This window comes from Actinoplanes sp. NPDC051411, from assembly GCF_040682075.1.
Classification (GTDB): Bacteria; Actinomycetota; Actinomycetes; order Mycobacteriales; family Micromonosporaceae; genus Actinoplanes.
On record NZ_JBFBAD010000090.1, the window covers coordinates 17,288 to 40,443 of the forward strand.

The 23,156-nt window shown below is 71.4% G+C and carries 22 protein-coding genes and 1 pseudogene; 12 read left to right on the top strand and 11 right to left on the bottom strand.

The genetic code is table 11. From position 1 onward, the window contains the following. Window positions 1–17: 17 nt before the first annotated feature. On the bottom strand, window positions 18–791 hold the full coding sequence (locus AB0M88_RS36850; protein ID WP_364110462.1) for a (2Fe-2S)-binding protein: 774 nt from the start codon (window positions 789–791) through the stop codon (window positions 18–20). A 55-nt stretch (window positions 792–846) separates the two neighbouring features. Between AB0M88_RS36850 and AB0M88_RS36855 the strand changes: the two genes are divergently transcribed. From AB0M88_RS36855 to AB0M88_RS36875, 5 genes and pseudogenes are all read left to right on the top strand, one after another. Continuing rightward, entirely contained in the window at window positions 847–2,385 is a 1,539-nt protein-coding gene (locus AB0M88_RS36855) for a phosphatidylglycerol lysyltransferase domain-containing protein (protein ID WP_364110463.1), read from the top strand. A gap of 2 nt (window positions 2,386–2,387) precedes the next feature. Next, the gene (locus tag AB0M88_RS36860) at window positions 2,388–2,723 is read left to right on the top strand and encodes a gamma-glutamylcyclotransferase family protein (RefSeq protein ID WP_364110464.1); all 336 of its coding nucleotides are present in this window, start codon (window positions 2,388–2,390) and stop codon (window positions 2,721–2,723) included. Window positions 2,724–2,987: 264 nt separating this feature from the next. After that, a pseudogene (locus tag AB0M88_RS36865) lies at window positions 2,988–3,176 on the top strand (amidase family protein); the annotation flags it as partial. A 175-nt stretch (window positions 3,177–3,351) separates the two neighbouring features. Further along, a complete protein-coding gene (locus AB0M88_RS36870; protein WP_364110484.1) occupies window positions 3,352–3,648 on the top strand; it encodes an amidase family protein in 297 nt (98 codons plus the stop codon). 140 nt (window positions 3,649–3,788) lie between these two features. After that, window positions 3,789–4,769, top strand: a complete 981-nt coding sequence (locus AB0M88_RS36875; RefSeq protein WP_364110465.1) for a Gfo/Idh/MocA family oxidoreductase — start codon at window positions 3,789–3,791, stop codon at window positions 4,767–4,769. On the opposite strand, the gene AB0M88_RS36880 is transcribed toward AB0M88_RS36875, so the two are convergent. The 4 genes from AB0M88_RS36880 to AB0M88_RS36895 are packed head-to-tail and all read right to left on the bottom strand — an operon-like array spanning window position 4,752 to window position 9,829. Then, window positions 4,752–6,440, bottom strand: coding sequence for an AMP-binding protein (locus AB0M88_RS36880; RefSeq protein ID WP_364110466.1), 1,689 nt, complete (start codon window positions 6,438–6,440; stop codon window positions 4,752–4,754). The genes AB0M88_RS36875 and AB0M88_RS36880 overlap by 18 nt on opposite strands. Further along, window positions 6,437–7,648 (bottom strand): acyl-CoA dehydrogenase family protein, encoded by a 1,212-nt coding sequence (locus AB0M88_RS36885; RefSeq protein WP_364110467.1) that lies wholly within the window; start codon window positions 7,646–7,648, stop codon window positions 6,437–6,439. The genes AB0M88_RS36880 and AB0M88_RS36885 overlap by 4 nt, the downstream gene beginning before the upstream one ends. Before the next feature lie 37 nt (window positions 7,649–7,685). Beyond that, the gene (locus AB0M88_RS36890) at window positions 7,686–8,507 is read right to left on the bottom strand and encodes a MaoC/PaaZ C-terminal domain-containing protein (protein WP_364110468.1); all 822 of its coding nucleotides are present in this window, start codon (window positions 8,505–8,507) and stop codon (window positions 7,686–7,688) included. A 2-nt stretch (window positions 8,508–8,509) separates the two neighbouring features. Next, window positions 8,510–9,829, bottom strand: coding sequence for a 3-oxoacyl-ACP reductase (locus tag AB0M88_RS36895; RefSeq protein ID WP_364110469.1), 1,320 nt, complete (start codon window positions 9,827–9,829; stop codon window positions 8,510–8,512). 274 nt (window positions 9,830–10,103) lie between these two features. On the opposite strand from AB0M88_RS36895, the gene AB0M88_RS36900 reads away from it, so the two are divergent. Then, a complete protein-coding gene (locus AB0M88_RS36900) occupies window positions 10,104–10,661 on the top strand; it encodes a hypothetical protein (protein WP_364110470.1) in 558 nt (185 codons plus the stop codon). Between the two features lie 270 nt (window positions 10,662–10,931). Here the strand turns inward: AB0M88_RS36900 and AB0M88_RS36905 are convergent, their stop codons facing one another. Next, on the bottom strand, window positions 10,932–11,549 hold the full coding sequence (locus AB0M88_RS36905; protein WP_364110471.1) for a DUF642 domain-containing protein: 618 nt from the start codon (window positions 11,547–11,549) through the stop codon (window positions 10,932–10,934). A 94-nt stretch (window positions 11,550–11,643) separates the two neighbouring features. On the opposite strand from AB0M88_RS36905, the gene AB0M88_RS36910 reads away from it, so the two are divergent. Next, window positions 11,644–12,906: an acetyl-CoA C-acetyltransferase gene (locus AB0M88_RS36910; RefSeq protein ID WP_364110472.1), complete on the top strand. Its 1,263-nt coding sequence runs from the start codon at window positions 11,644–11,646 to the stop codon at window positions 12,904–12,906. Here the strand turns inward: AB0M88_RS36910 and AB0M88_RS36915 are convergent. Beyond that, on the bottom strand, window positions 12,903–13,850 hold the full coding sequence (locus AB0M88_RS36915; protein ID WP_364110473.1) for a helix-turn-helix domain-containing protein: 948 nt from the start codon (window positions 13,848–13,850) through the stop codon (window positions 12,903–12,905). The genes AB0M88_RS36910 and AB0M88_RS36915 overlap by 4 nt on opposite strands. 95 nt (window positions 13,851–13,945) lie before the next feature. Here AB0M88_RS36915 and AB0M88_RS36920 point away from each other — a divergent pair, with 95 nt between their 5' ends. Both AB0M88_RS36920 and AB0M88_RS36925 read left to right on the top strand, forming a co-directional pair. After that, complete coding sequence (locus AB0M88_RS36920) at window positions 13,946–14,368, top strand: hypothetical protein (RefSeq protein WP_364110474.1); 423 nt, start codon at window positions 13,946–13,948, stop codon at window positions 14,366–14,368. A 53-nt stretch (window positions 14,369–14,421) separates the two neighbouring features. Further along, window positions 14,422–14,613 carry a DUF3817 domain-containing protein gene (locus tag AB0M88_RS36925; protein ID WP_364110475.1) on the top strand — a complete coding sequence of 64 codons (192 nt, stop codon included), beginning with the start codon at window positions 14,422–14,424 and terminating at the stop codon, window positions 14,611–14,613. A gap of 9 nt (window positions 14,614–14,622) precedes the next feature. Here the strand turns inward: AB0M88_RS36925 and AB0M88_RS36930 are convergent, their stop codons facing one another. Continuing rightward, complete coding sequence (locus AB0M88_RS36930; RefSeq protein ID WP_364110476.1) at window positions 14,623–15,123, bottom strand: putative immunity protein; 501 nt, start codon at window positions 15,121–15,123, stop codon at window positions 14,623–14,625. A gap of 171 nt (window positions 15,124–15,294) precedes the next feature. Further along, complete coding sequence (locus tag AB0M88_RS36935) at window positions 15,295–15,696, bottom strand: DoxX family protein (RefSeq protein WP_364110477.1); 402 nt, start codon at window positions 15,694–15,696, stop codon at window positions 15,295–15,297. A gap of 57 nt (window positions 15,697–15,753) precedes the next feature. Here AB0M88_RS36935 and AB0M88_RS36940 point away from each other — a divergent pair, with 57 nt between their 5' ends. Together AB0M88_RS36940 and AB0M88_RS36945 are read left to right on the top strand one after the other, a co-directional pair. Next, window positions 15,754–16,344, top strand: a complete 591-nt coding sequence (locus AB0M88_RS36940) for a TetR/AcrR family transcriptional regulator (RefSeq protein WP_364110478.1) — start codon at window positions 15,754–15,756, stop codon at window positions 16,342–16,344. Between the two features lie 205 nt (window positions 16,345–16,549). Then, window positions 16,550–18,418, top strand: a complete 1,869-nt coding sequence (locus AB0M88_RS36945; protein WP_364110479.1) for an adenylyl cyclase — start codon at window positions 16,550–16,552, stop codon at window positions 18,416–18,418. A gap of 64 nt (window positions 18,419–18,482) precedes the next feature. Here the strand turns inward: AB0M88_RS36945 and AB0M88_RS36950 are convergent, their stop codons facing one another. Continuing rightward, a complete protein-coding gene (locus AB0M88_RS36950) occupies window positions 18,483–20,729 on the bottom strand; it encodes an EAL domain-containing protein (protein ID WP_364110480.1) in 2,247 nt (748 codons plus the stop codon). A gap of 139 nt (window positions 20,730–20,868) precedes the next feature. Here AB0M88_RS36950 and AB0M88_RS36955 point away from each other — a divergent pair, with 139 nt between their 5' ends. After that, window positions 20,869–22,686 (top strand): carbohydrate-binding module family 20 domain-containing protein, encoded by a 1,818-nt coding sequence (locus tag AB0M88_RS36955; RefSeq protein WP_364110481.1) that lies wholly within the window; start codon window positions 20,869–20,871, stop codon window positions 22,684–22,686. A gap of 9 nt (window positions 22,687–22,695) precedes the next feature. Here the strand turns inward: AB0M88_RS36955 and AB0M88_RS36960 are convergent. Continuing rightward, a partial coding sequence (locus AB0M88_RS36960; RefSeq protein ID WP_364110482.1) for a hypothetical protein occupies window positions 22,696–23,156 on the bottom strand: 461 nt, incomplete at its 5' end.

A 23,156-nucleotide genomic window follows, 5' to 3' on the forward strand; every position in this document is an offset into this window, starting at 1 on the left:
TAAACATCGCGCCCGCGTCAAGCGGACGACTCCCATCCGCGGCGGCGTTCCTCCTCCGGCGTCAGCACGCAGTCGCCGCAGGTCCCGCCGCCGGGGATTCGGTAGTACAGGCAGCAGTTGTTCCTGATCAGGAACCGCCTCGGAGATTCCGGCGACGGCCGCACCAGCGTGCCGGTCCCGGCCAGCGGCGCGATCTCGAGCATCTCGGCGACGATGGACGCCGCTCGCTCGGCATGCCGCGGCGCCTGATCCGCGATCATGCCGGCCGCGCCGCCCAGTGCCGAGGCGACATTGCCCAGCAGCACCTGCGGCGACAGCGCGAACCGGGTGCGGAAAACTTCGAGCAGCGGCATCACCAGGCCGCCGACGGCGACCTCGGCGAAGGCCTGGGCGGTCACCTTCCTCCGGCTGCCCGCTCGCGCTCGCGTTCTCCCGTACGCGATGGGAAGCGGCCCGCCCGGCTGCGGCCGCCACCAGAGCTCGTCCGGTCGGGGCGCCGGCAGGTCGCCCGTGGCGGCCGCCGCGCCGAGCAGCGGCGACACCACCCGCGAGGCATAGCCGAGGAACGTGACCGAGGCGACCACCCGCGTCGGCACGTCGTCTTCCGCCAGCCCGAACATGCCGATCAGCGTGTCGCGGGCGATCCGCACCCGCTCCGCGGCGACGTCGCCGTCGGCCAGGGACGCCCAGGGGAGCCAGCCCGCGCCGGGAGACCACGGCTCCCAGCTGAAGAACGGCCCGAATTGTGCGGCGGTGACCAGAGCGGGAAGCACCAGGTCAGTCAAGCGCACCGAGGTAGCGGATGTCATATCGATCGTTTTGACGATCGGGAGTAATGATGTGCGTATGAACAGGTGGAGCGGGCGGGTGCTGACCGTGCTGCTCGGCCTCGGAGCGCTGGCCCTGCTCGCTCACCCGTCGCCCTGGATGCCCGGCGTCCGGCTGCCCGCGCTCGACCGGGTCGCGCTCGCGCTTCTCCTGCTGCTGCTCGCCCACGGCCTGGCCGGGCGCCGCCGGCTCGCCCTCCAGGTCACCCTCGGGCTGATCGTCATCGCGGTCCTGCCGCCGGTGGCCCGGCGCGAACTCGTGCTGCCGGTCGTCGCGGCGCTGTTGCTGCTGCCCGGGCGCTATCCGGTGCGGCCCGACCCGCAGCGGCTGCGGGCGGCTGCGGTGGTGGCCGGCGGCGCGCTCACGGTCGTGCTCGGGCGGGCGCTGTGGGAGGCCGGGCGGCACCGGGCGTACGCGGCCTCGCCGTTCCCCCTCGCCTCCCCGGACCGTTCCACCCGGGTCTACGTCGTCGTGGTCCTGGCCGCCGTCCTGGTCGCGCTGGCCATCGCGCTGGCCGCCGCGCCCGCACCGCCGCCGGCCGACGAGGCCGAGCGGGCCCAGGTCCGCCGGCTCGTGCAGGATCCGTCGTCGGGCAGCCTGGCCCCGTTCGCCACGCGCGCCGACCGCACGTACGTCTTCAGCCCGCGCGGCGACGCCGCGATCGGCTACCGGGTGCGGTTCGGGGTCGCGCTGGCCGGTGGCGATCCGGTCGGCTCCGACGCGGCGGCCGCGATCGCCGCGTTCGCGCTGCTCTGCGACGAGCACGGCTGGCGGCCGGCGGTCCTCGGCAACGACGCGGCGGCCACCGGCGGGCTGTGGCGGGCGGCCGGCGTGCGCCGGGCGGTCGAGATCGGCGACGAGGCGGTCCTCGACATACCGTCGTTCTCGCCGGCCGGGCGATCCATGCGCAACGTGCGGCAGGCGGCCCGGCGGGCCGACAACGCGGGCGTACGCGTCGACATCGGCCCGCTCGACCCGCTGCTCGTGCCGGCGCTCGACGGCGTGCTGCGGGACTGGCTGCGCGGCCGCTCGGAACGCGGCTTCGCCATGAATCTCGACGCGCTGCTGACGCCGCGGGACGGCGTACTCGTCGTGGTGGCCCGCGATGCCGGCGGCGAGCCGGTCGCCTTCGCCCGGTTCGCCGTCGCGGCCGCCGGCCGGATTCTGACCCTCGACGTGGCGCCCCGGCGCCGCGACGCCCCGAACGGCGTGGTCGAACGCATGATCCTTTCGATGGTCGCCTACGCCCGCGCCCACGACGCCACCGAGGTGACGCTGAATTTCGCCGGGATGCGCCGCGTCTACGCCGGCACATCGGTCGGGGCCCGCGTGGTGCGGGTTCCGCTGCACGCGCTGGACCGGTGGATCGAACTGCGGTCGCTGTGGCTGTTCACCGACAAGTTCCATCCGCGGTGGCGGGCCCGGCAGCTGCGGATGCGCTCGTGGTGGGAGCTGGTGCCGGTCGCCTTCGTGGCGCTGACGTCGGAGTTCGGCGCCCGCCCGGCTCCGGCGTCTTCCCGTGAGCCGTCGCCGTCGGCCGCGCCCGTAAGCTCCTGATCATGCCGCTGCTGTTCTCCTACGGAACCCTGCGCGACCCGGCCGTGCAGATCGCCAACTTCGGCCGCCCGCTCGCCGGCCGAGACGACTCGGTCCTCGGTTTCCGCCTCGGCCAGGTCGAGATCACCGACCCGCACGTGCTCGCGGTCAGCGGCCTGACCCATCATCCGATCCTGGTCGCCACCGGCGATCCGGCCGACGCGGTGGCCGGCGCCGTCCTCACCCTGACCGACGACGACCTGCTCCGCGCCGACGAGTACGAAGTGGACGACTACCACCGCATCGAGGCCCCGCTGGCGTCGGGCGACACCGCGTGGGTCTACGTCGGCCGGAAATGACCGCGACCGAGATCGCGGCGCGGGTCCGCGCGGGTTCGGTCGACCCGGTCGACGTCGTCTCGGAAGCTCTGTCCCGGGCCCGTAGCCTCGACCCGGTGCTGCATTTCCTCGACCGGCTCGACGGCCCGTCCGCGCTGGCCGCGGCCCGCACCGTCGACCGCTCGGCGCCGCTGGCCAGCGTGCCCTTCCTGGTCAAGGCCCGCACCCCGGCCGGATCGCCGATCGCCGATCGCCGAGCGCCTGGTCGCCGCCGGTGCGATCCCGATCGGCACCTCGACCCGGGCCCGGCCCGGCGCGACGGCCCAGGGCCACGGCTGGAACGGCACCGACTACACCCGCAACCCGTGGGACCCGTCGCGCTCGCCCGGCGGCTCCTCGGCCGGTGCCGCGGCGGCGGTCGCCGCGGGCGTGGTCCCCATCGCGACCGGCGGCGACAGCGGCGGGTCGCTCCGCATCCCGGCCTCGTTCTGCGGCGTGATCGGGCTGAAGGGCACGTACGGCCGCATCCCGCGCCCGTCACCCGGCCTGGGAAGCTGGACTCGTTCGCACGCCTCGTCTCGAGCTCCGGCCGCCGGGCGTTGCGTGGGAAGCCCTCTACGCGCTCGACAACGGCCGCCCGACTCCCGACCTGGCCGAGGCGGCGGCGATTCGGCGCCACAACGACACGGCGCTGGCCGATGTCTTCGCCTCCTTCGACGTCCTGGTCACCCCGGCGACGACGTGCGTGGCCTACGGCTACGACGAATACGCGACGGGGGTGGCGGCCGGGGACCTGTGCTGGGGCTTCAACGTCACCGGGCACCCGGCGATCTCAGTCCCGGCCGGCCTCGCCGACGGCCTGCCGGTCGGGCTCCAGGTGGTCGCACCGCACGGCCGCGACGACCTCGCGGTCGCCGCCGCCGAGCGCCTCCTGGTGTCCCTCTGACGCAGTCGCCCCCTGACTGGCGCCACCCGAGCCGGCAACTCGCGCCGGCCCGGCTCAGCCGGGACGGGGTTGGGGCCTGGTCTCGCAGCACGCCGACCGCTCCTAGCTGGCGTGGACCCCGAGCTCCTAGACTGCCTGCCATGAGGATCGGCGTGCTGGGCGCGGCCCGGATCGCCCCGGCGGCGCTGATCAAGCCGGCGCGCGCGGTGGCCGGGGTCGAGGTGGCCGCCGTGGCGGCGCGCAACCGGGAGAAGGCGGCGGCGTTCGCCGGGCGGCACGGCATTCCGGTCGTGCACGAGAGTTATGAGGCGCTGCTGGCCGATCCGACGCTCGACGCGGTCTATGTGCCGCTGCCCAACGGGCGCCACGAGCAGTGGACGGTCGCCGCGCTGCGGGCCGGCAAGCACGTGCTCTGCGAGAAGCCGCTCACCTCCAACGCGGCCCAGGCGCTCGAGGTGCGGACGGTGGCCGGCGAGACCGGGCTCGTGGTGATGGAGGCGTTCCACTACCGCTATCACCCGCTGGCCGCGCGGATGGCCGAGGTCGCCCACAGCGGCGAACTCGGGCGGATCAAGCGGGTCGAGACGGCGATGTGCTTCCCGCTGCCGCGGTTCGGCGACATCCGGTACGACTATGGCCTGGCCGGAGGCGCGCTGATGGACGCCGGCTGCTACGCCGTCCACTGCCTGCGCCTGCTGTCCCCGGGCGCGCCGACCGTGACGGGAGCGCACGCGCTGCCCTTCAGGCGCGACGCCCGCGTCGACCGCGCGATGACCGCCGACTTCGACCTCGGCGACGGCGCGACCGGCCGGGTCCGGGCGTCGCTGTGGTCGTCCACTGTGCTCAGTCTGGGGGCCCGGGTGGTCGGCGAGCGGGGCATGTTGAAGGTCGCCAACTTCGTGATGCCGCAGTTGTTCGCCGGCTTCAAGGTGACCACCGACGGCCGGAGCCACCGGGAGAGGTTCGGCGGGGAGCCGACCTATGTCCACCAGCTGAGGGCTTTCGCGGCCGCGGTGCGGGGCGAGACCACGGCCAACCTGACGCCACCCGCCGACTCGGTCGCCACGATGACGCTCATCGACGACGTCTACCGGGCGGCCGGCCTACCGGTCCGGCAGTGACGGCAACTCACGCTTGAGGACCTTTCCGGTGGCGTTGCGGGGGAGGGCGTCGAGGAAGACGACATCTCGGGGGACACAGAAGCGGGCGCGAAACTCGCGCACGTGGTCCCGTACGGCGTCCGCGTCCAGGGACACACCCGGCCGGCGGACCAGGTAGGCCGCCAAGCGCTGGCCGTAGGTCGGGTCGGGGACGCCGATGACGGCCACCTCGCGTACGCCCGGCAGGTCGGCGAGGAGGTTCTCGACCTCGGACGGGAAGACGTTCTCGCCGCCCGAGACGATCATGTCGTCTTCGCGGCCGTCGACGAAGACGCGGCCGGCGTCGTCGACGTGGCCCAGGTCGCCGGTGGCCAGGAGACCGTCGCGGGTTTCCTTGCCGGCACCGTTGGTGTAGCCCTCGAACAGCATCTCGTTGCCGACGAACAGGCGGCCCGGTTCGCCCGGAGGCAGCGGCCTCCCGTCGGGGTCGAGAACGGCTATTCGCGTGCCGTGCGGCGGCCGGCCGGCGGTGCCCGGTGCGGCCCGCAGGTCGGCCGGGGTGGCGATCGACGCCCAGGAGGCCTCGGTGGAGCCGTAGAGGTTGTACAGGATGTCGCCGTACCGGTCCATGAATCGGATGGCCAGACCGCCGGGCAGCGCGGAGCCGCTGACGGCCACGACCGACAGTGGGGGCTGGTCGCCGGGCGGGAGCTCCATGAGGCCCTGCAGCATGACCGGTACGGCGATCAGCGCCGAGCACCGCTCCCGGATCATCGCCTGGATCGCGTCGGCGGGTGAGAACCGGCGGCGGAGTACCACGGTCGCGCGCAGCGCCAGCGCGATCTGCAGGCCGGCCAGGCCCCAGGTGTGGAAGAGCGGCGCCGCGATCAGCATGCTGTCGCCGGCCCGCAGCGGGATGCGGTCGATGATCGAGGCGAGCGGTCCGAAGCCGCCGGGGGTCGGGCGCTGGGCGCCCTTCGGCAGCCCGGTGGTGCCGGAGGTCAGCACGATAGTCCGGCCCGGCCGCGCCGGCGGTGTGAGGCCGGAGGCAAGGGGCGGCCGCGCGGGCGGTGTGAGGCCGGAGGCGAGGGGCGACGGCGCGGGCGGTGTGAGGCCGGAGGCGAGGGGCGACGGCGCGGGCGGTGTGAGGCCGGAGGCGAGGGGCGACGGCGCGGGCGGTCTGAGGCTGGGGGCGAGGGGCGGTGGCGGTGTGAGGCCGGAGGAGGGCGGCGGGGCGACGAGGTCGTCGAGGCAGCGCGCCGGGACGCCGGCCGGGGTGAAGTCGCGGGAGTGCAGGATCAGGCGCAGGCCCTGGTCGCGGGCGACCGTGGACAGCTGCGGCGCCGACAAGCCGGTGTTCAGCAGGACCGGGTCGGCGCCGGCCGACGCCACCGCGACCATCGCCGCGACCATGGCGGCCGAGTTGCGGGACAGGAGGCCGACCCGGTCGCCCGCCTCGACGTCCAGGACCGCGGTCAGTCGTTGTGAGAGGTCGAGGAGGGCGGCGTACGTCAGGAAGCCGTCATCGTCGATGACCGCGACCCGCCCGGGGTTTCGGGCCGCGGCCTGCCGCAGCTCGCCCGGGAGGCCGAAGCCCCAGCGCCGCAGTTCGAGGAGCTGTCGCAGCACACGCGACGGCGGGCCGGGGTGCAGGAGGCCCCGGCGCGCCAGCGTGGCCGCCTCGAAGATCACCGGATCTGCATGCCCGAGATGGCGCGGGCGATGACCAGGCGCTGGATTTCCGAGGTGCCCTCGAAGATGGTGTAGATCTTCGCGTCGCGGAACATGCGCTCGACCGGGTGGTCGCGCAGGTAGCCGGCGCCGCCGAGGATCTGGACGGCCTTCTCGGTGACCGCGACGGCGACCTCGCCCGCCTTCAGCTTGCTCATCGAGCCCTCGCCGGCGCCGAACGTCTTCTCGTTGCGGCCCATCCACGCCGCCCGCCAGACGAGCAGCCGGGCGGCGTCGATCTCCGTCCGCATGTCGGCCAGGGCGAACGCGATCGCCTGGTTCTCGATGATCGGGCGGCCGAACTGGACGCGGGTCTTGGCGTATTCGAGGGCGTACTCGTAGGCGGCGCGGGCGATGCCGAGCGCCTGCGCGCCGACCGCCGGCCGGGAGAGTTCGAAGGTACGCATGGCCGCCTGGCCGGTGGCGCGCCTGCCCTCGCGGGCCCGGGCGAGGCGCTCGTCGAGGGCGTCCTTGCCGCCGAGCAGGCAGTGGCCGGGCACGCGGACGTCGTCGAGGAAGACGTCGGCGGTGTGCGAGGCCCGCAGGCCGAGCTTCTTCAGCTTCTTGGGGCTGGCCAGCCCGTCGGTGCCCGGAGGCACGATGAAGGCGGCCTGCCCGCGGGAGCCGAGCGACGGGTCGACCGAGGCGGTGACGACGTGCACGTTGGCGATGCCGCCGTTGGTGGCGTACGCCTTCTGCCCGGAGATCACCCACTCGTCGGACGCCTCGTCGTAGACCGCCCGGGTGCGCATCGACGCCACATCGGAGCCGGCCTCGGGTTCGGTCGAGCAGAACGCGCCCACCTGCGGGGACGCCTCGTCGCCGAAGCACTGCGGCACCCACTCGACCATCTGCTCGGGCGTGCCCGAACCGTAGATCGCGGCGACCGACAGCGCCGTGCCGCCGAGGGCCATGCCGATGCCGCCGTCGCCCCAGAACAGCTCCTCGTTGACCAGCGGCAGCGACAATCCGGTCGGGTCGGACCACGCGTTGATCAGGAATTCGAAGCCGTACAGCCCGATCTTGGCGGCCTCCTGCAGAATGGGCCAGGGCGTCTCCTCGCGCTCGTCCCACTCGGCGGCGGCCGGGCGGATCACTCCGTCGGCGAACCCGTGGACCCACTGCTGCAACTCGCGCTGCTCGTCGTTGAGGTCGAGCCAGAACTCCATGCTTCTCCCACCTTCGGTGCCGTACTCGCCGGTAACGTTACGGTGGCGTAACTTGGCCCGCAAGGTGCGGCTTCCGCGACCGCAGCCCGAATTCCCAGCCGCCATTCGATTCGACGGCGGTGAATTCCACCCGGGACGGCAGAAGGACCGGAGCCTTGAAAGTCACGTCCATCGTGTACCGATCGGGCAGCCGGCCCTCGAGCGCGGCCAGGCACCGGGCGGCGCTCCACATCCCGTGCGCGATCCGCTGCGGAAAGCCGAAAAGCCGCGCGCCGATCCGCGACGTGTGAATCGGATTGCGGTCACCCGAAACAGCGGCGTACTGCGGCCCGACACCGGTCGGAACCCGCCAGATCGCGGTGGCCGGCGCCGGCGTCGGGTCACGCTGGTCGCGCCGCTCACGCTCGCGTTCGATTTTGAGGTACGTCGAAAGACCGTCCCAGACCTTCTCGCCGTCAACGGCGGCCGTGGCGACGATGTCCAACTGGCGGCCGCGCTTGTGGTCGCGCAGCCCGGCCGCGCGCACGGTCAGATCGAGCCGCTCGCCGGCACCGATCGGCCGGTGCAACGTGATCCGGTTGGCGATGTGCACCATGCCGACGATCGGGAACGGAAAGTCGGCCGCCGACATCAGGTGCATCGCCAGCGGGAACGCCAGCACATGGGGATAGGTGGCCGGAAGCGCGTCGGAGAGGCGGAACTCGCAGACGCGGTTGTAGGCGGCGAGGTGATCGCGGTCTATGGCGTGAGCGTGAATTGCCACTTCGCGGTCGGGGAGGGTACGCGGTCGGCGCCGGCCCGGCAGCAGGCCGGCGGCGGCCCTCAGATAAGGATTGCCTTTCACCTCATCGGTCGTCATCTTCACGCTCCGAGAAGGCTCTGGCCGCAGACCCGGACCACGTTTCCGGTGACCGTGGCCGAGCCGGGCGAGGCGAACCAGGCGATCGTCTCCGCCACGTCGACCGGCAGGCCACCCTGGGCGAGGCTGTTCATGCGGCGGCCGGCCTCCCGCAACGCGACCGGCATTTTCGCGGTCATCGCGGTCTCGATGAAACCGGGCGCCACCGCATTGATGGTGATCTTTTTAGAAAGGAGGGCCGGTGCCATCGACTGGACGAGTCCGATAACGCCGGCCTTGCTGGTCGCGTAATTGGTCTGCCCGCGATTGCCGGCGATGCCGGCGATCGACGCCACCCCGATCAGCCGGCCGCCCTCGCGGATCAGGTCCCGCTCCAGGAGTACGCCGTTGATCCGCTCCTGACTCGACAGGTTGACGTCGAGCACCGCATCCCACCAGGCCGGATCCATCTTGGCGATCGTGCGGTCACGGGTGATGCCGGCGTTGTGCACGACGATGTCGACGCCGCGGCCCAGATAGGCGGCCAGGTTCTCGCCCGCGTCCCCGCTCGTGAGATCGAGCTGGAGGGCGCGGCCCCGCACGTCGTTGGCGACCCCGGCCAGCGCGTCCCCGGCGGCCGGCACGTCGAGCGCCACGACGTCGGCGCCGTCGCGGGCCAGGACCCGGGCGATGGCCGCCCCGATGCCGCGGGCCGCGCCGGTGACCAGGGCCGTCTTCCCGTCGAGCGGCCGGTTCCAGTCGAGCGGATCGTCGGCCTGGCCGGCCCGGACCCGGATGACCTGGCCGGAGACGTAGGCCGAGCGGGCGCTGAGCAGAAACCGCAGGGTCGACTCGACGGCGTTCTCGCCGCCCCGGGACACGTAGACCAGCTGGGCGGTGCTGCCCCGGCCGAACTCCTTGCCGGCGCTGCGGGTGAAGCCTTCGAGCGCGCGCTGGGCGGTCGCCTCAGCCGGTGAGCCGGCCTCGTCGGGCGGCGTCCCGAGGACGATGACCCGGCCGCCGCCCCGGAGCGCCCGGGCGTTGGGGTGGAAGAAGTCGTAGAGCTTCCGGAGGCCCGCACTGTCGGTGATGCCGGTCGCGTCGAAGATCAGGGCCGCATAGGGGCCGCCGGCCGCATCGGCGAGGTCGACGCCGGCCTGCTCCAACATTTCCCGGGTCGTCTTGGCCAGCCGCCCCTGGGTCGATCCGAGCAGCACCGGCCCGTCCGCGACCGGGTCGCCGGCGTGATAGCGCCGCAGCCTCGGCGGGTCGGGCAACCCGAGCCGCTTGACCAGAACCCGGCCCGGACCGGAATGGGCGAAGCTCGCGTATCGATCGGCCATGCCCCGGATCCTACTCGCCAGTAGCCAAACGGCCGAGGGCCGCCGACAGCGCTTCCACCCTCACCCGGTCCTCGGCGATCCGCCGGTCGGCCGCTGGTGCGGCGGAAGGTCCGTCCCGTGGATCGCGGCACGGCCTGGGGTGGGTCAGTGTTGCGCCCGGGGTGGTCACCGTTTTGCCGATCCTTGATACCCAGCTGATCAGCTTCGCGGCCAAGGGCCGTTATGAAATTCCCCCGACGGGGGCTGCTGTCTCCTGGTCCAGAGCGACAATCCGGTGCGCAACAATCATTACGTTCCCCTTCTGGCCAACGGCATCGGCACGCGGATCGTCACGAACGACTATCTCGCAATGCACCGGGACGCACCTCAGAAATTCCGGGCCGTCATGTCCCGTTACCGCACCGATCGATACGTCCTCGATTTTCAGGACGACTATCCCACCGTGGTGGAGTGCTCCCACCTCGCCCTCGCCAACGCGATCAACCAAGGCAACTTCGTCTTGCTGCGGCAGCTGGCGACCGCTCTCGACGACAAGCGCCGGCGCGTCGCGGTCCGCCGTCTGCGGTTCCTTCTGGACAACGGCATCCAGTGTGTGCCGCTCGGGGTCACCTCGGCCGAACTTGGTCTGAGCCTGTTCCAGAAATTCGTGTCGAGCTTCTCACCCAAAGAAAACTGCGGGGTGCTCGATTCCAAAAGCGTCAAGGCGCCGACACCGTCGGCAAACCTCGCGTGGCTACGACGCGGGCAAGAGGTCAAGGGACGTGAGCGGTTCATTGTCACCGACACCGCGCTGCTCAGCCTCTATCTGCACGACATCGACCGGGCCGGCTGACGCCCCAAAGACCGCCGCTGAGCGACGTCCGCATTGAGTTACGAGACATCCCTTGGGACACGCGGAAGGGTGGCCGTTGCGGGCGCAACCCGAACCAGCGCCCAGGATCGGCAGGTACACGGTTTAGTGCTGCAGGGGAGTGCGGCGGGTGATGCGCCAGCCCGCCGGGGTTCGGTGGATGGTCGCCGGGGAGGTTGAGCAGGTCGGTGATGGCGAACCAGTCGTCGGCGCTCAAGGTTACGAGGCGGATCGGGGCGGCGGAGCTCCCCTTCAAGCGCGGGTCGCCTTCTTGGTGCTCGGGCAGAGGATGACCAGGCAGCTGTCGACGCGGACGTCGTCGAGGACCGGGCCGTAGCCGGCCGGGGTGGTGGTGCTGGCGAAGTCGAGGCGGAGCTGTCTGCTCAGGGCGAAGACGTACACGGAGCGGCTGGTGAAGGCCATTTTGCTCAGCGACGTCAGGCTCGTGTCGAACGTGAACCGCTGTACGGTCTTGCCGTTGACCCGGACCTGCCCGGTTTTGAGCATGGGGTCGGCGGCCGGGTTGCCGGCCAGGGCGTACGTCACCTTGTAGGTGGTCAGGGGCCGGACCGCGATCGTGGTGGAGACGGTGCCGTTGGTGTCGCCGTCCAGGTCGAGGGTCTGGCGGCCGGCCGGGGTCTGCCACAGGCTGGTGGTGGCCAGGTCGACGTCGCCGGCGGTCACTGTCCACGGGCCGATGTGGGAGCCGGTGGGAAGGCGCCGGCCCTGGCCGCTGACCGGGGGAGACTCGAAGCCGTCGCGGAAGACCGGGGCGGGTGCGGCGGGCAGCAGGAGGGTGGCTGTCAGTCCGAGGGTCAGGATTCGGCGGAGTTGTGGCATCGGGGGCAGGTCCTCGGGGAGTCGGATCAAGGCCAAGGGGAGAATAGCGGCTTTTGTCCACTTTGCCGAAGACGCTGCCGGGCCGAGTAAGCTACCGGCGAGTAGCAGAGACAGGGAGGCAGCCGTGGAAAAGCGCGTCGGAGTGCTCGGAGGCAACCGGATCCCGTTCGCCCGGTCGAACGGGCGCTACGCCCGGGCCTCCAACCAGGACATGCTGACCGCCGCGCTCGACGGCCTGATCGCGCGGTTCGGGCTGGCCGGGCGGCAGATGGGCGAGGTCGTCGCCGGCGCGGTGCTCAAGCACTCCCGCGACTTCAACCTGACCCGCGAGGTCGTGCTCGGCTCGCGGCTCGACCCGCGGACCCCGGCGTACGACATCCAGCAGGCCTGCGGCACCGGCCTCGAGGCGGCGATCCTGGTTGCCAACAAGATCGCGCTGGGCCAGATCGAGGTCGGGATCGCCGGGGGGACGGACACGACCTCGGACGCTCCGCTGCAGGTCAATGACGAGATGCGGCGTACGCTCCTGGAGCTGAACCGGGCCCGCTCGCTGGCCGGCCGCCTGAGGGCGGCAGCGAAGCTGCGGCCGTGGCAACCGTTCCAGCCGGAGATTCCGCGCAACGCCGAGCCGCGCACCGGCCTGTCGATGGGTGAGCACGCCGCGATCACGGCGGGCCACTGGGACATCTCGCGGGAGGCGCAGGACGAACTGGCCCTCGCCTCGCACCGGCATCTCGCCGCCGCCTACGACCGCGGGTTCTTCGACGACCTGGTCACGCCTTACCTGGGCCTGACCCGTGACCAGAATCTGCGCGCCGACACGTCGCTGGAGAAGCTGGCGAGCCTGAAGGGCGTCTACAGCGACACCATGACGGCCGGTAACTCGTCGCCGCTCACCGACGGTGCGTCCACGGTGCTCCTCGCCTCCGAAGAGTGGGCGGCGGCGCACGAACTTCCGGTGCAGGCCTGGCTGGTCGACTGCGAGGTCGCGGCGGTCGACTTCGTGCACGGCGACGAGGGGCTGCTGATGGCGCCGGCCTACGCGGTGCCCCGCCTGCTGGCCCGGCGCGGGCTCACCCTGCGGGATTTCGACTACTACGAGATCCACGAGGCGTTCGCATCGCAGGTGCTGTCGACCCTCAAGGCGTGGGAGTCGGCCGCATTCTGCAAGGAGCGCCTCGGCCTCGACCAGCCGCTCGGCTCGATCGACCGCGACAAGCTCAACGTCAACGGCTCGTCGCTGGCGGCCGGGCACCCGTTCGCCGCGACCGGCGGCCGGATCGTCGCCACGCTGGCGAAACTCCTGGCCACCCGGGGCCAGGGCCGCGGCCTGATCTCGATCTGCGCGGCCGGCGGTCAGGGCGTCGTAGCGATCATGGAGCGCTAAACGGACTGCCTGAACGACCGCCGATAGTCGTGCGGGCTCGTGCCGACGACCCGCTTGAACCGGTCGCGGAAGGCGGTCGGCGACCCGAACCCGACCTGCCCGCCGATCCGGTCGACCGGGTGCGTGGTCGTCTCCAGCAGGTGCTGCGCCCGGCGGATGCGCGCCCGGTGCAGCCACTGCAGCGGCGTCGTGCCGGTCTGCTCGCGGAACCGCCGGTTCAGCGTCCGCGTGCTCATGCCGGCCCGGCCCGCGATCTCGGCCAGCGTCATGTCGCGGGCCGAACTCTCCTCCAGCCACACCAGCAGCGACTCGAAAACCGACCCGCGCGGCACCGCCGGCTGCGACGGCGCGATGAACTGCGCCTGGCCGCCCTCCCGCTCGAGCGGCATCACCGACAGCCGCGCCGCGTCGGCCGCCACCGCCGAGCCGAAATCCCGCCGGATCAGGTGCAGGCACAGGTCGAGCCCGGCCGCCGCGCCGGCCGAGGTCAGGAACTGTCCGTTGTCGACATAGAGCACATCCGGATCGACCTCGACCTCCGGGTGCATCGCCTCGAGAAGCTCCGCCGCGGCCCAATGCGTCGTCGCCCGCTTCCCGTCCAGCAGACCGGTCGCGGCCAGGACAAACGCGCCGGCGCAGATCGACGCCAGCCGGGTGCCGCGCCTCGCGGCCCGGCGCAACCGATCCACAACCCTTTCCGGTACGCCGTGAGCCGGCTCGTGGCAGCCCGGAAGCACGATGGTGTCGGCGTCGTCCAACGCCTCCAGCCCGTGCGCGGCCTTCACGGTGAACAGCCCGGCGTCCACCTCGGGCTGGGGTGCGCACACGCGTACGTCATAGGGGCGCGACCCATCGGGGAGCCGCACCCGGGCGAAGACCTCGAGTGGCGTCGCGAGATCGAAGGCGACGACGCCGTCGAGCGCGAGAACCGTGACCCGGTGCATCCTGGCACTCTAATCGGTCTCTTGGCCAAAATCCGTGGGGGTGTGGCATTCCAGCCACTTCCTCGCGATCTTCCCCCGCCCTACCGTCGTCAGTCGTGACCAAGCTCCTGCTCTCGCTGCACGTCCTGGCCGCGATCGTCGCCGTCGGACCGGTAACCGTCGCCGCCAGCATGTTCCCGGCCGCCCTGCGCCGGTCCGATCGCCCGGCGATGCTGACGCTGAACCGCATCTGCCGGGTCTACGCCGCGCTGGGCATCCTGGTTCCGGTGCTCGGCCTGGCGACCGCCGGGGTGATGGGCATCCTGGGTTCGGCGTGGCTGCTGGCCTCGCTTTTCCTGACCATCGCCGCCGCGGTCGTGCTCGGCTTCCTGGTGCTCCCGTCCCAGGCCGCGGCGCTGGCCTCGCCTCCGGCCGGCCGGGCGCCCCGGCTGGGGATGACCGCCGGCCTGTTCAACCTGCTGTGGGCCGTGGTCGTCGTCCTGATGGTCGTCCGCCCCGGCTCGACGACGGGAGCGTGAGGACCGTGCTGCTCCGCATCGCCGCCCGCGTCGAGGCCGTGTAGCTCCTGGTATTGCTGGCCAACCTGGCGACCGTCCACATCAGCTGGATAGCAGCCCTGGTCGGACCGCTCCACGGCTGCGCCTACCTGCTGGTGATCGGCGCGGTTCTGCAGGCGACCGCCGAGAGACGCCCGCGTTGGCTGTCGTTGGTGCCCGGCGTCGGCGGCCTGCTCGCCGAGCGCAAGGTCGCGAGCCGTGGCTGACGTGCGGCCCTATTCGAAGACGGACCAGCAGAGCTCGTTGCGCAGGCGCTGATCGTCGAGAACAAGCTCGCGGATCTCATCCGGCAGCTGTGTCCGCTGCCAGTCGCGCTCACGGCGCGCGGCCTCGTCGCCACCGGCGGCGCGGGCCGCGCGGATCGCGTAGGCCGCCGCGCCCAGATCGTGCGCCGCGACGTGCGGCACCGCGCCGGCCTGCCCGGCCGCGTGGGCCGCCTCCCGGGCCTCACCGGACACCTCGCGGGCGGCGGCGTTCGCGGCGAAGGCGGCGTCGCGGGCCCTCATCATCCTGACCTCGCCCCGCACCCAGCCCCGGGCCAGCTCGACCGCGTGGCGGGGCCGGCCGTCCTCCGGCCGCACCTCCTCGAAGAAGTGCAGCACGTGCTCGGGGCACGCGGCGGCCCAGAGAGCCAGCAGCTGATGGTCGCGATCGGTCAGCGTGCCACCCCGCCGGATCGTCACCAGGCGCAGATCACGCTCCTTGCTGAAGATCACTCGCTGCCCCTTTCGCCGCTGCCGGCCAGTCTCTCAGGCCGGCTCCCGGATGCGGCCGGACGACCAGCGCGACGACGGCACGAACGCCGCCCGGCGAGGGCCGCCGGGACCAGCCACCCGCCGAGCACGCCGATCAGCGGGCCGGCGTCGACCGGCTGGTCGACTTCACCGTCAGGCGCGCTCACCAGCACGCAGTGGGTGCGCCGGTTCGCGGGATTCCAGCATTCGCGAGGACGGCCGGGTGGCCCACGAGACCAGCGCGAGCAGGAGGAAGGCGCCCGGGGCGATCGCGTTCGACGGGGACTGGTGCATGGCGGCGTGGGAGGCGATCGCTCCGATGAGGTTGACGGTGATTCCGGCGTACGCCCACTCCTTGAGGCGCGGCAGCGCCGGAGCCACGACGATGGCCGCGGCGATCAGTTTGGCGGTGCCCATGATCGTGGCCAGGTAGGGCGGGTAGCCGAGGTCGATCATCGCCGGGTAGAAGGGGGGCGTGCGGAGCAGGTCGGCGATGCCGCCGCCGATGCACTCGGCGGTGATCAGCGCGGTAGTGGTCCAGTAGAGGCGGCTCATGGGACACTCCCATCATGACGACTATCGACACGGTAGCGTTTCGATAGGAGGTGGGCAATGCCGGTGACGCGGGGCGAGGGGGCCCGGCGGCGGGTTCTCGAGGCGGCGCTGGAGGTGCTCGGGGCGGACGGGCTGGCCGGCTTCTCGATGGAGGCGGTGGCGCGGCGGGCCGGGGCCAGCAAGGCGACGCTCTACCGGCACTGGCCGACCACCGGGGCGCTGCTCGTCGACGCGATGGACGCGACGTTCCGGCCGTTCCCGGCGCCCGACAGCGGGGACACCACAGCCGACGTCACCATGCTGCTGGACGCGTTCGTCACGCTCGTGCGGGACACGCCGTTCCCCAAGTTGATGGCCGCCTTCATCGACGCCGCCGAGCGTGAGCCGGCCCTGGCCGAGATGCACGCCGACCTGACCCGCCGGCGCCGCGAGCCGCTGCTGGCCGTGCTCGTCCGCGCCCAGCGCCGGGGTGAGCTGCCGGCCCGGCTCGACCTCGAGCTGACGACCGACCTGCTGACCGCGCCGTTCTTCTACCGGCGCTTCATCGCCCACCACCCGATCCCGCCGACTCTGGTCGCCGACGTGGTCGCCCAGATCCTGGGCCCGCACACCCCCGGCACCGGGTCCACACCGGATGATCGTCGGTAGGGCCGGCGGGGCGGCGTCCTGACACCGGTTCCGGTACCGGTACCGATGTCCTTTCGGGCAGTTCCGGTTCCGGAACTGAAGCAAGATGTCCGAACCGGTGGAGATTGGTCGCATCCGATACGCGCGACCAGCCTTGACATGGGCAACTCTCTATTGCTTTCTGTGATCCGGATGGTTGCATCCCTGTTACGGAAAGGCTTTCCGCATGTCGAAAACAGTCCGGCGGCTGCTTGCCATCGGCCTTGCGGCGGTGACCGTCGGCGCGCTCGCCGCGACGACCGGCACGGCCGCCTCAGCAGCACCGGCAGCGCAGCAGATAAAGAACCCGGCTCTGGGCACCAACGTCACGATCTTCGACCCGAGCATGCCGATCGCCGACATCCAGGCCAAGCTGGACGCGACGTACGCCAAGCAGGTCGACAACGAGATGGGCACCGAGCGCTACGCGTTCCTGTTCAAGCCGGGCACCTACGGCACCGACGACCAGCCGCTGCAGATCAAGGTCGGCTACTACACCGAGGTCTCCGGTCTCGGCGCGTCGCCCGACGACGTCGTGATCAACGGCAAGATCGAGGTCTACAACCGGTGTTTGAGCGCGGACAACTGCCTCGCGCTGGTCAACTTCTGGCGCACCACGTCCAACCTGTCGCTGCACGTCAACGGCAAGGGGCAGGACGGCTGCCGGGCCGGCGCCAACTTCTACGCGGTCTCGCAGGCCTCGTCGCTGCGCCGGGTCGACATCAGCGGCGGCGGCCTGACGTTCATGGACTACTGCACCGCCGGCCCGCAGTACGCCAGCGGCGGTTTCGTAGCCGACTCCAAGCTGCCCGCCACCACCAACGGCTCGCAGCAGCAGTGGCTCACGCGCAACAGTGAGGTCGCCAGCTGGTCGAACGCGGTGTGGAACCAGGTCTTCTCGGGCGTGAAGGGCGCGCCCGACGAGAGCGCGTTCCCCAACCCGCCGTACACCACCCTGGCCACCACCCCGGCCAGCCGGGAGAAGCCCTACCTGTACGTCGACGACAAGGGCGCCTGGAACGTGCGGGTGCCGAGCGTGCAGCACAACTCGTCCGGCGTCACCTGGGCCAACGGCCTCACCCCGGGCAAGACCCTGTCGCTGAGCAGCTTCTACGTCGCCAAGCCGTCCGACCCGGACTGGCTGATCGAGGCGAACCTGCTGCTCGGCAAGAACCTGCTGCTCACCCCGGGCGTGTACAACATCGGTCACTCGCTGGACGTGCTCTGGCCCAACCAGGTCGTGCTCGGCATCGGCCAGGCCACGCTCACCTCGGTGAACGGCGCCACCCCGCTCAAGGTCGGCAACACGCAGGGCGCGATCGTGGCCGGCGTGACCATCGACGCGGGCACCAAGGCGTCGGCCAACCTGCTGCAGGTCGGCACGAAGAACGGCCTCAACCTGACCTCGGCGAACAACCCGACGCTGCTGGCCGACGTGTACTTCCGCGTCGGCGGCCCGCACATCGGCAAGGTCACCGGGGCGGCGCTCGAGGTCAACAGCGACAACGTGATCATCGACCACACCTGGGTGTGGCGGGCCGACCACGGCAACGAGGGCTTCACCGGGGGCGACCCGCAGGGTGACGCCCAGCGGTGGGTCACCAACACCGCCCCGTACGGCGCGATCATCAACGGCGACAACGTGACCGCGACCGGCCTGTTCGTCGAGCACTTCCAGAAGTACAACACCACCTGGAACGGCGACAACGGCACGACGATCTTCTATCAGAACGAGCTGCCGTACGACCCGCCGACGCAGGCCGACTGGACGAACGGCAAGACGCTCGGCTACGCCGGCTACAAGGTGGGCGACAAGGTCAAGACCCACCACCTGTACGGCGGCGGGGTCTACGTGTTCAACCAGCTCAACCCGTCGATCCACACGGCGAACGGCTTCGAGGTCCCGAACCGCCCGGGCGTGAAGCTGCACCACATCATGACGGTCAACCTGTCCGCGGGCACGATCGACCACGTGGTCAACGGTGTCGGCGGCCCGGCGTCGGTCGAGGCGGGCGTGGGCGTACCGGTCTTCGTGACCGACTACCCGACCCCGTAACGGCCACAACACCAGAGGTGGGCCGGGGCTTTGCGACAAAGCCCCGGCCCGTTTCCGTACGCGATCAGGCCGCGGCCGCCCCGGCGAACGACGCCAGGAACGTCGCGAACTCGGTGGCCGGCAACGGCTTGCTGATGTAGTAGCCCTGCACCGCCGGACAGTCGGCCGACCGCAGCGTGTTCCAGTCCGCCTCGTCCTCGACGCCCTCGGCGGTCACCGACATGCCGAGCGACCGGGCCAGCCACAGCACCGCCGAGATGATCGACGACTTGCGGGGGTCGGCGGCCAGGCCGGCCACGAACGACCGGTCCAGCTTCACGACGTCGGCCGGCACCGACTGGAGCCAGGTCAGCGAGCTGTACCCGGTGCCGAAGTCGTCGAGCGCGATCCGCATCCCCAGCGCCTTGATCATCTGTAGGCGCTCCTGCACGTCGACCGAGGACGACAGCAGCGCGGTCTCGGTGATCTCGAGGACGAGCCGGGACGGGTCGAGACCGGGGTGCGCGGCGAGCAGTTCGGCCAGCATCGGCACGAAGCCGGGCTCGCCCAGCTGGCGCGGGCTCACGTTGACCGACACGTAGCCGAGCGCGTCGCCCCACTCCATCAGGTGGGACACCGCGATCCGCAGCACGTGCTCACCGAGCGGCACGACGAGCCCGGTCTCCTCGGCCGCCGCGATGAAATGGCCGGGCGCGAGGATCTCGCCGTCGGGCGTACGCATGCGGACCAGCGCCTCGGCGCCGACGATCCGGCGGTCGGCGGTCGACACCACGGGCTGGAACCAGACCGGCAGGGTCTCGACCGGGTCGCCGGCCAGGGCCTCGCGCAGGCGGGCCTCGGAGACGACCCGGCGGCGGACGCTGACCCGCATCTCGTCGCTGAACGCCTCGACCCGGTTACCGCCCGAGCGCTTGGCGGTGTACATCGCGGTGTCGGCCGCGAGCACCGCGTCCTCGGCCTGGCCGGCGCCCTGGGCGACGGTGAGCCCGATGCTGACCGCGACCTGCATCCGGCTGCCGCCGATGTCCATCGGCTCGGCGAACGCGGAGACCAGCGCGTCGGCGACGTCCCAGCCGTTCTCCAGCGTGCCGGGCAGGGCGACCACGAACTCGTCGCCGCCCAGCCGGGCGATCAGGGAACTGCCGGGCACGGTCGCCGAGAGGCGGTCGGCGAGCGTACGCAGGACCTCGTCCCCGGCCCCGTGGCCGGATCCGTCGTTGATGGTCTTGAACCGGTCGACGTCGAGGTAGAGCAGGCAGGCCGGGCCGGGGTGCTCGGCGAGCAGCGCCGCCAGGTCCTGCTCGAACGCGGCGCGCGACAGCAGGCCGGTCAGCGAGTCGTGGCGCACCTGGTGGCGCAGTTCCTCGGCGTGCCGGCGGTTGCTGGTGACGTCGAGGCAGTGCACGAAGATGAGCCGCAGGCGTCCGTCCCGGTCGTGCAGGGCGGTGCTGTGCATCTCGACCCAGACGATCGCGCCGTCGGTCTCCCGCCGGAACCGCCGGGTCACGGTGACCGGCTCGGCGCTGCGCAGAAGCAGGTCGAAGAGCGGCTCGACGTCGGCGTCGAGCGGGGTGACCGGCAGGTCGGCGACGGTGAAGCCGGGGGGCAGCCCGTCGGACATGCCGATCCAGTCCCGGTAGGCCTCGTTGCTGCGCAGGATGACGCCGTCCGGGGCGATCATGGCCATCGGCACCGGGGTCTCGTCGAACGCGACGGTCAGCTGGGCGTTGCTCTCGTTGAGGTTCTCCTCGGCCCGGCGTTCCTCGTTCTCGGTCAGGCGCCAGCCGATGACCTGGAAGGCCGCCGCGAGCAGCACCGCGCCGCCGTGCAGCAGCGCCCAGACCCAGGGGTGGACCAGGGCGCTGTGGTGGTCGTACGTGTGGTCGCCGTGGGTCGCGCCGAAGACCGCGTGCTGCACGGTGGTCGCGAGCAGGAACATGCCGAACGGCGTCCAGTCGCGGTAGAGGGCGAGGGCGGCCGCCGCGATGAAGAACGAGAAGTGCGCCTCGGTGAGCCCGTGGCACATGGTCACGAAGCCGGCGCAGGCGATGGTGAAGCCGAGCGCCACGAACGTCGACGGCAGCCGGCGCGGCCGCAGCGAGACCGCCGCGACCACGCAGCCGAGCACGGCGAGGATGGTGACCAGCCAGTCGGTGGCCAGGGCATCCCGGAAGACGCCGAAGGCGGTCAGCAGCGGCACGGTGGCGGCCAGGAGCAGGGTCAGGAGCCGGTGGCGGCCCGCCCAGTCCTCGTCGCGCAGTCCTCCGCCCGCGGGGATCCACCCTCGGATGGCGCTCAACCTGGTCAGCACGCTGGGAAGATCGGTCGGTCGGGGTGGGCGGACAAGGATTCGGGCGCAGGTTCCGGCAACTGCAAGACGCTTGCCCGGTCCCGTCAAATCCTGTAAGAAGTTTCAGCAGGCATTGACCAGCTTGGTTCTTAGGAGCGCCATGAGAAGACTTCGCAACGTCCTCGCAGCGTCCCTCCTCGCGGCCGGCGGAGTAGCCGTGATCGCGACCGGCACGCCCTCTTCCGCTGCCGTCGTGCTCAACAACAGCGATGTCACCGCCAACCTGTGGGAGTGGAACTGGCCGTCGATCGCCCAGGCCTGCACCCAGCAACTCGGGCCGGCCGGCTACGGCGCGGTCCAGGTCGCCCCGCCCGAAGAGTCGATCACGCTGGCCAGCACCTCGGACGGCGCCCATCCGTGGTGGGAGGTCTACCAGCCGGTCTCGTACAGCCTCACCAGCCGCATGGGCACCCGCGCCCAGTTCTCGAGCATGGTCACGACCTGCCACAACGCGGGCGTCCGGGTCTACGCCGACGCCGTCGTCAACCACACGGCCGGCTCCAACAACACCGCCTCGACCGGCTACGGCGGCTCGACCTTCAGCTCGAGCGGCTACAGCTATCCGGCCGTGCCGTACTCGTACGACGACTTCCACCACCCGAACGACGGCTACTGCAACGACGCCGACGGCCAGATCGACGACTGGAACAACGCGGCCGAGGTGCAGAACTGCGAGCTTTCCTCGCTCTCCGACCTGAAGACCCAGAGTTCGACCGTACGCGCGAAGATCGCCGGCTACCTCAACGACCTGATCGACCTCGGCGTCGACGGCTTCCGGGTCGACGCGGCCAAACACATCCCGCAGGCCGACTTCTCGGCGATCCGCTCGCTGCTGCACAACACCACTTCGTCGGGCACGGCGCCGTACATCGCGCAGGAGGTCATGCCGGGCGGCAGCGGCACACTCGCGCCGTCGGCGTTCACGTCCAACGGCGACGTCATCGGCTTCTCCTATGCCGACGGCCTGAAGGCCCAGTTCACCAACGGCACCCTCAACAACCTCTCCGGAATTCCGAGCTGGTCACTCGATGCGACCAGCTCCCAGACGTACGCGATGGTGACGAACCACGACACCGAGCGCGACGGGTCGACCCTGCGCTACCAGGACGGCAGCAAGTACCTGCTGGCCAACTACTTCCTGCTGGCCTATCCGTACGGCAAGCCGGTCCTCTACGACGGCTTCACGTTCTCGACCTCGGCGACCGGGCACGCCCCGCCGTCCGACGGCAACGGCTTCGTCAGCAACACCAGCTGCACCTCCGGGGCGTGGCAGTGCAACACCCAGTCGACGGCGATGAAGGGCATGGTCGCCTGGCACAACGCGACGCGATCCGTCGGTTCGGTCGCCGACTTCACCGCCACCAACGCCGGCGTCATCGGATTCCACCGCGGCTCGCTGGGCTGGATCGGCCTCAACGACACCTCGTCGGCGTCGACCGCCTCCTACGCGACCGGTCTGGCCGACGGCACCTACTGCGACCGCATCACCGGCGGTGTCTCCGGCAGCAGCTGCGCCGGCACCGCGGTGACGGTCTCCGGCGGCCGGGCGACGGTCACCATCCCGGCCGGCGGCGCGGTCGCGATCGACGTCAACGCCCGGGGGACCGGTGGTGGCGGCACGACGTGCACCACGGTCACGGTCAGCTTCAACGCCACGGTCACCACGGTCTGGGGCGAAAACGTCTACGTGCTGGGCAACCAGGCCGCGCTCAGCAACTGGGACACCTCGGGCGGGGTCGCACTGTCGTCCGCGTCGTACCCGGTGTGGAAGGGCTCGGCCGTGCTCCCGGCCAACACGAACGTCGAATACAAGTACGTGAAGAAGAACGGCTCGGCCGTCACCTGGGAATCCGGCGGCAACCGCACCGTCAACACGGGAAGCGCCTGCACCCTGACCCTCAACGACACCTGGAAGTAACCGGCCGGCTCATCTCCTCGACCACACGCCCGGCGCCGGCCGGTCGCAGACCGCGGTGAGCTGATCGGCCCACGCCCGCCACTCGACGGTGACCGTCGGCCGCCGCAGCACACCGTCGGCCGACTCGACCTCGACGGTCGCCGGGACAGGACCGCTCGGCGGCCGGTCGGCGCACACCATGGTGGCGTGCACGGCGCCTTCCGTGAAGCCACCGGGCGCGACCGGTCCCGCCCCGACCACGGTGCCCCACAACCGCAGCCCGGCCCGGTCGGCCCGGAACCCGGCGAACCGCACCGGCGCCGGACCCGCGTTGACCAGGTCGACATGGCCGGAAAGCTCGACCTGGACGATCGACGAGTCGACGACCTGGAGCGGACCGGCGCTGTCGTCCGGCCACCGCAGGGGATCGGGCAGCAGCACCGCCGACACCGCCGACCGGTCGGCGTCCTGCTGACGCTGGGCGCGCCAGC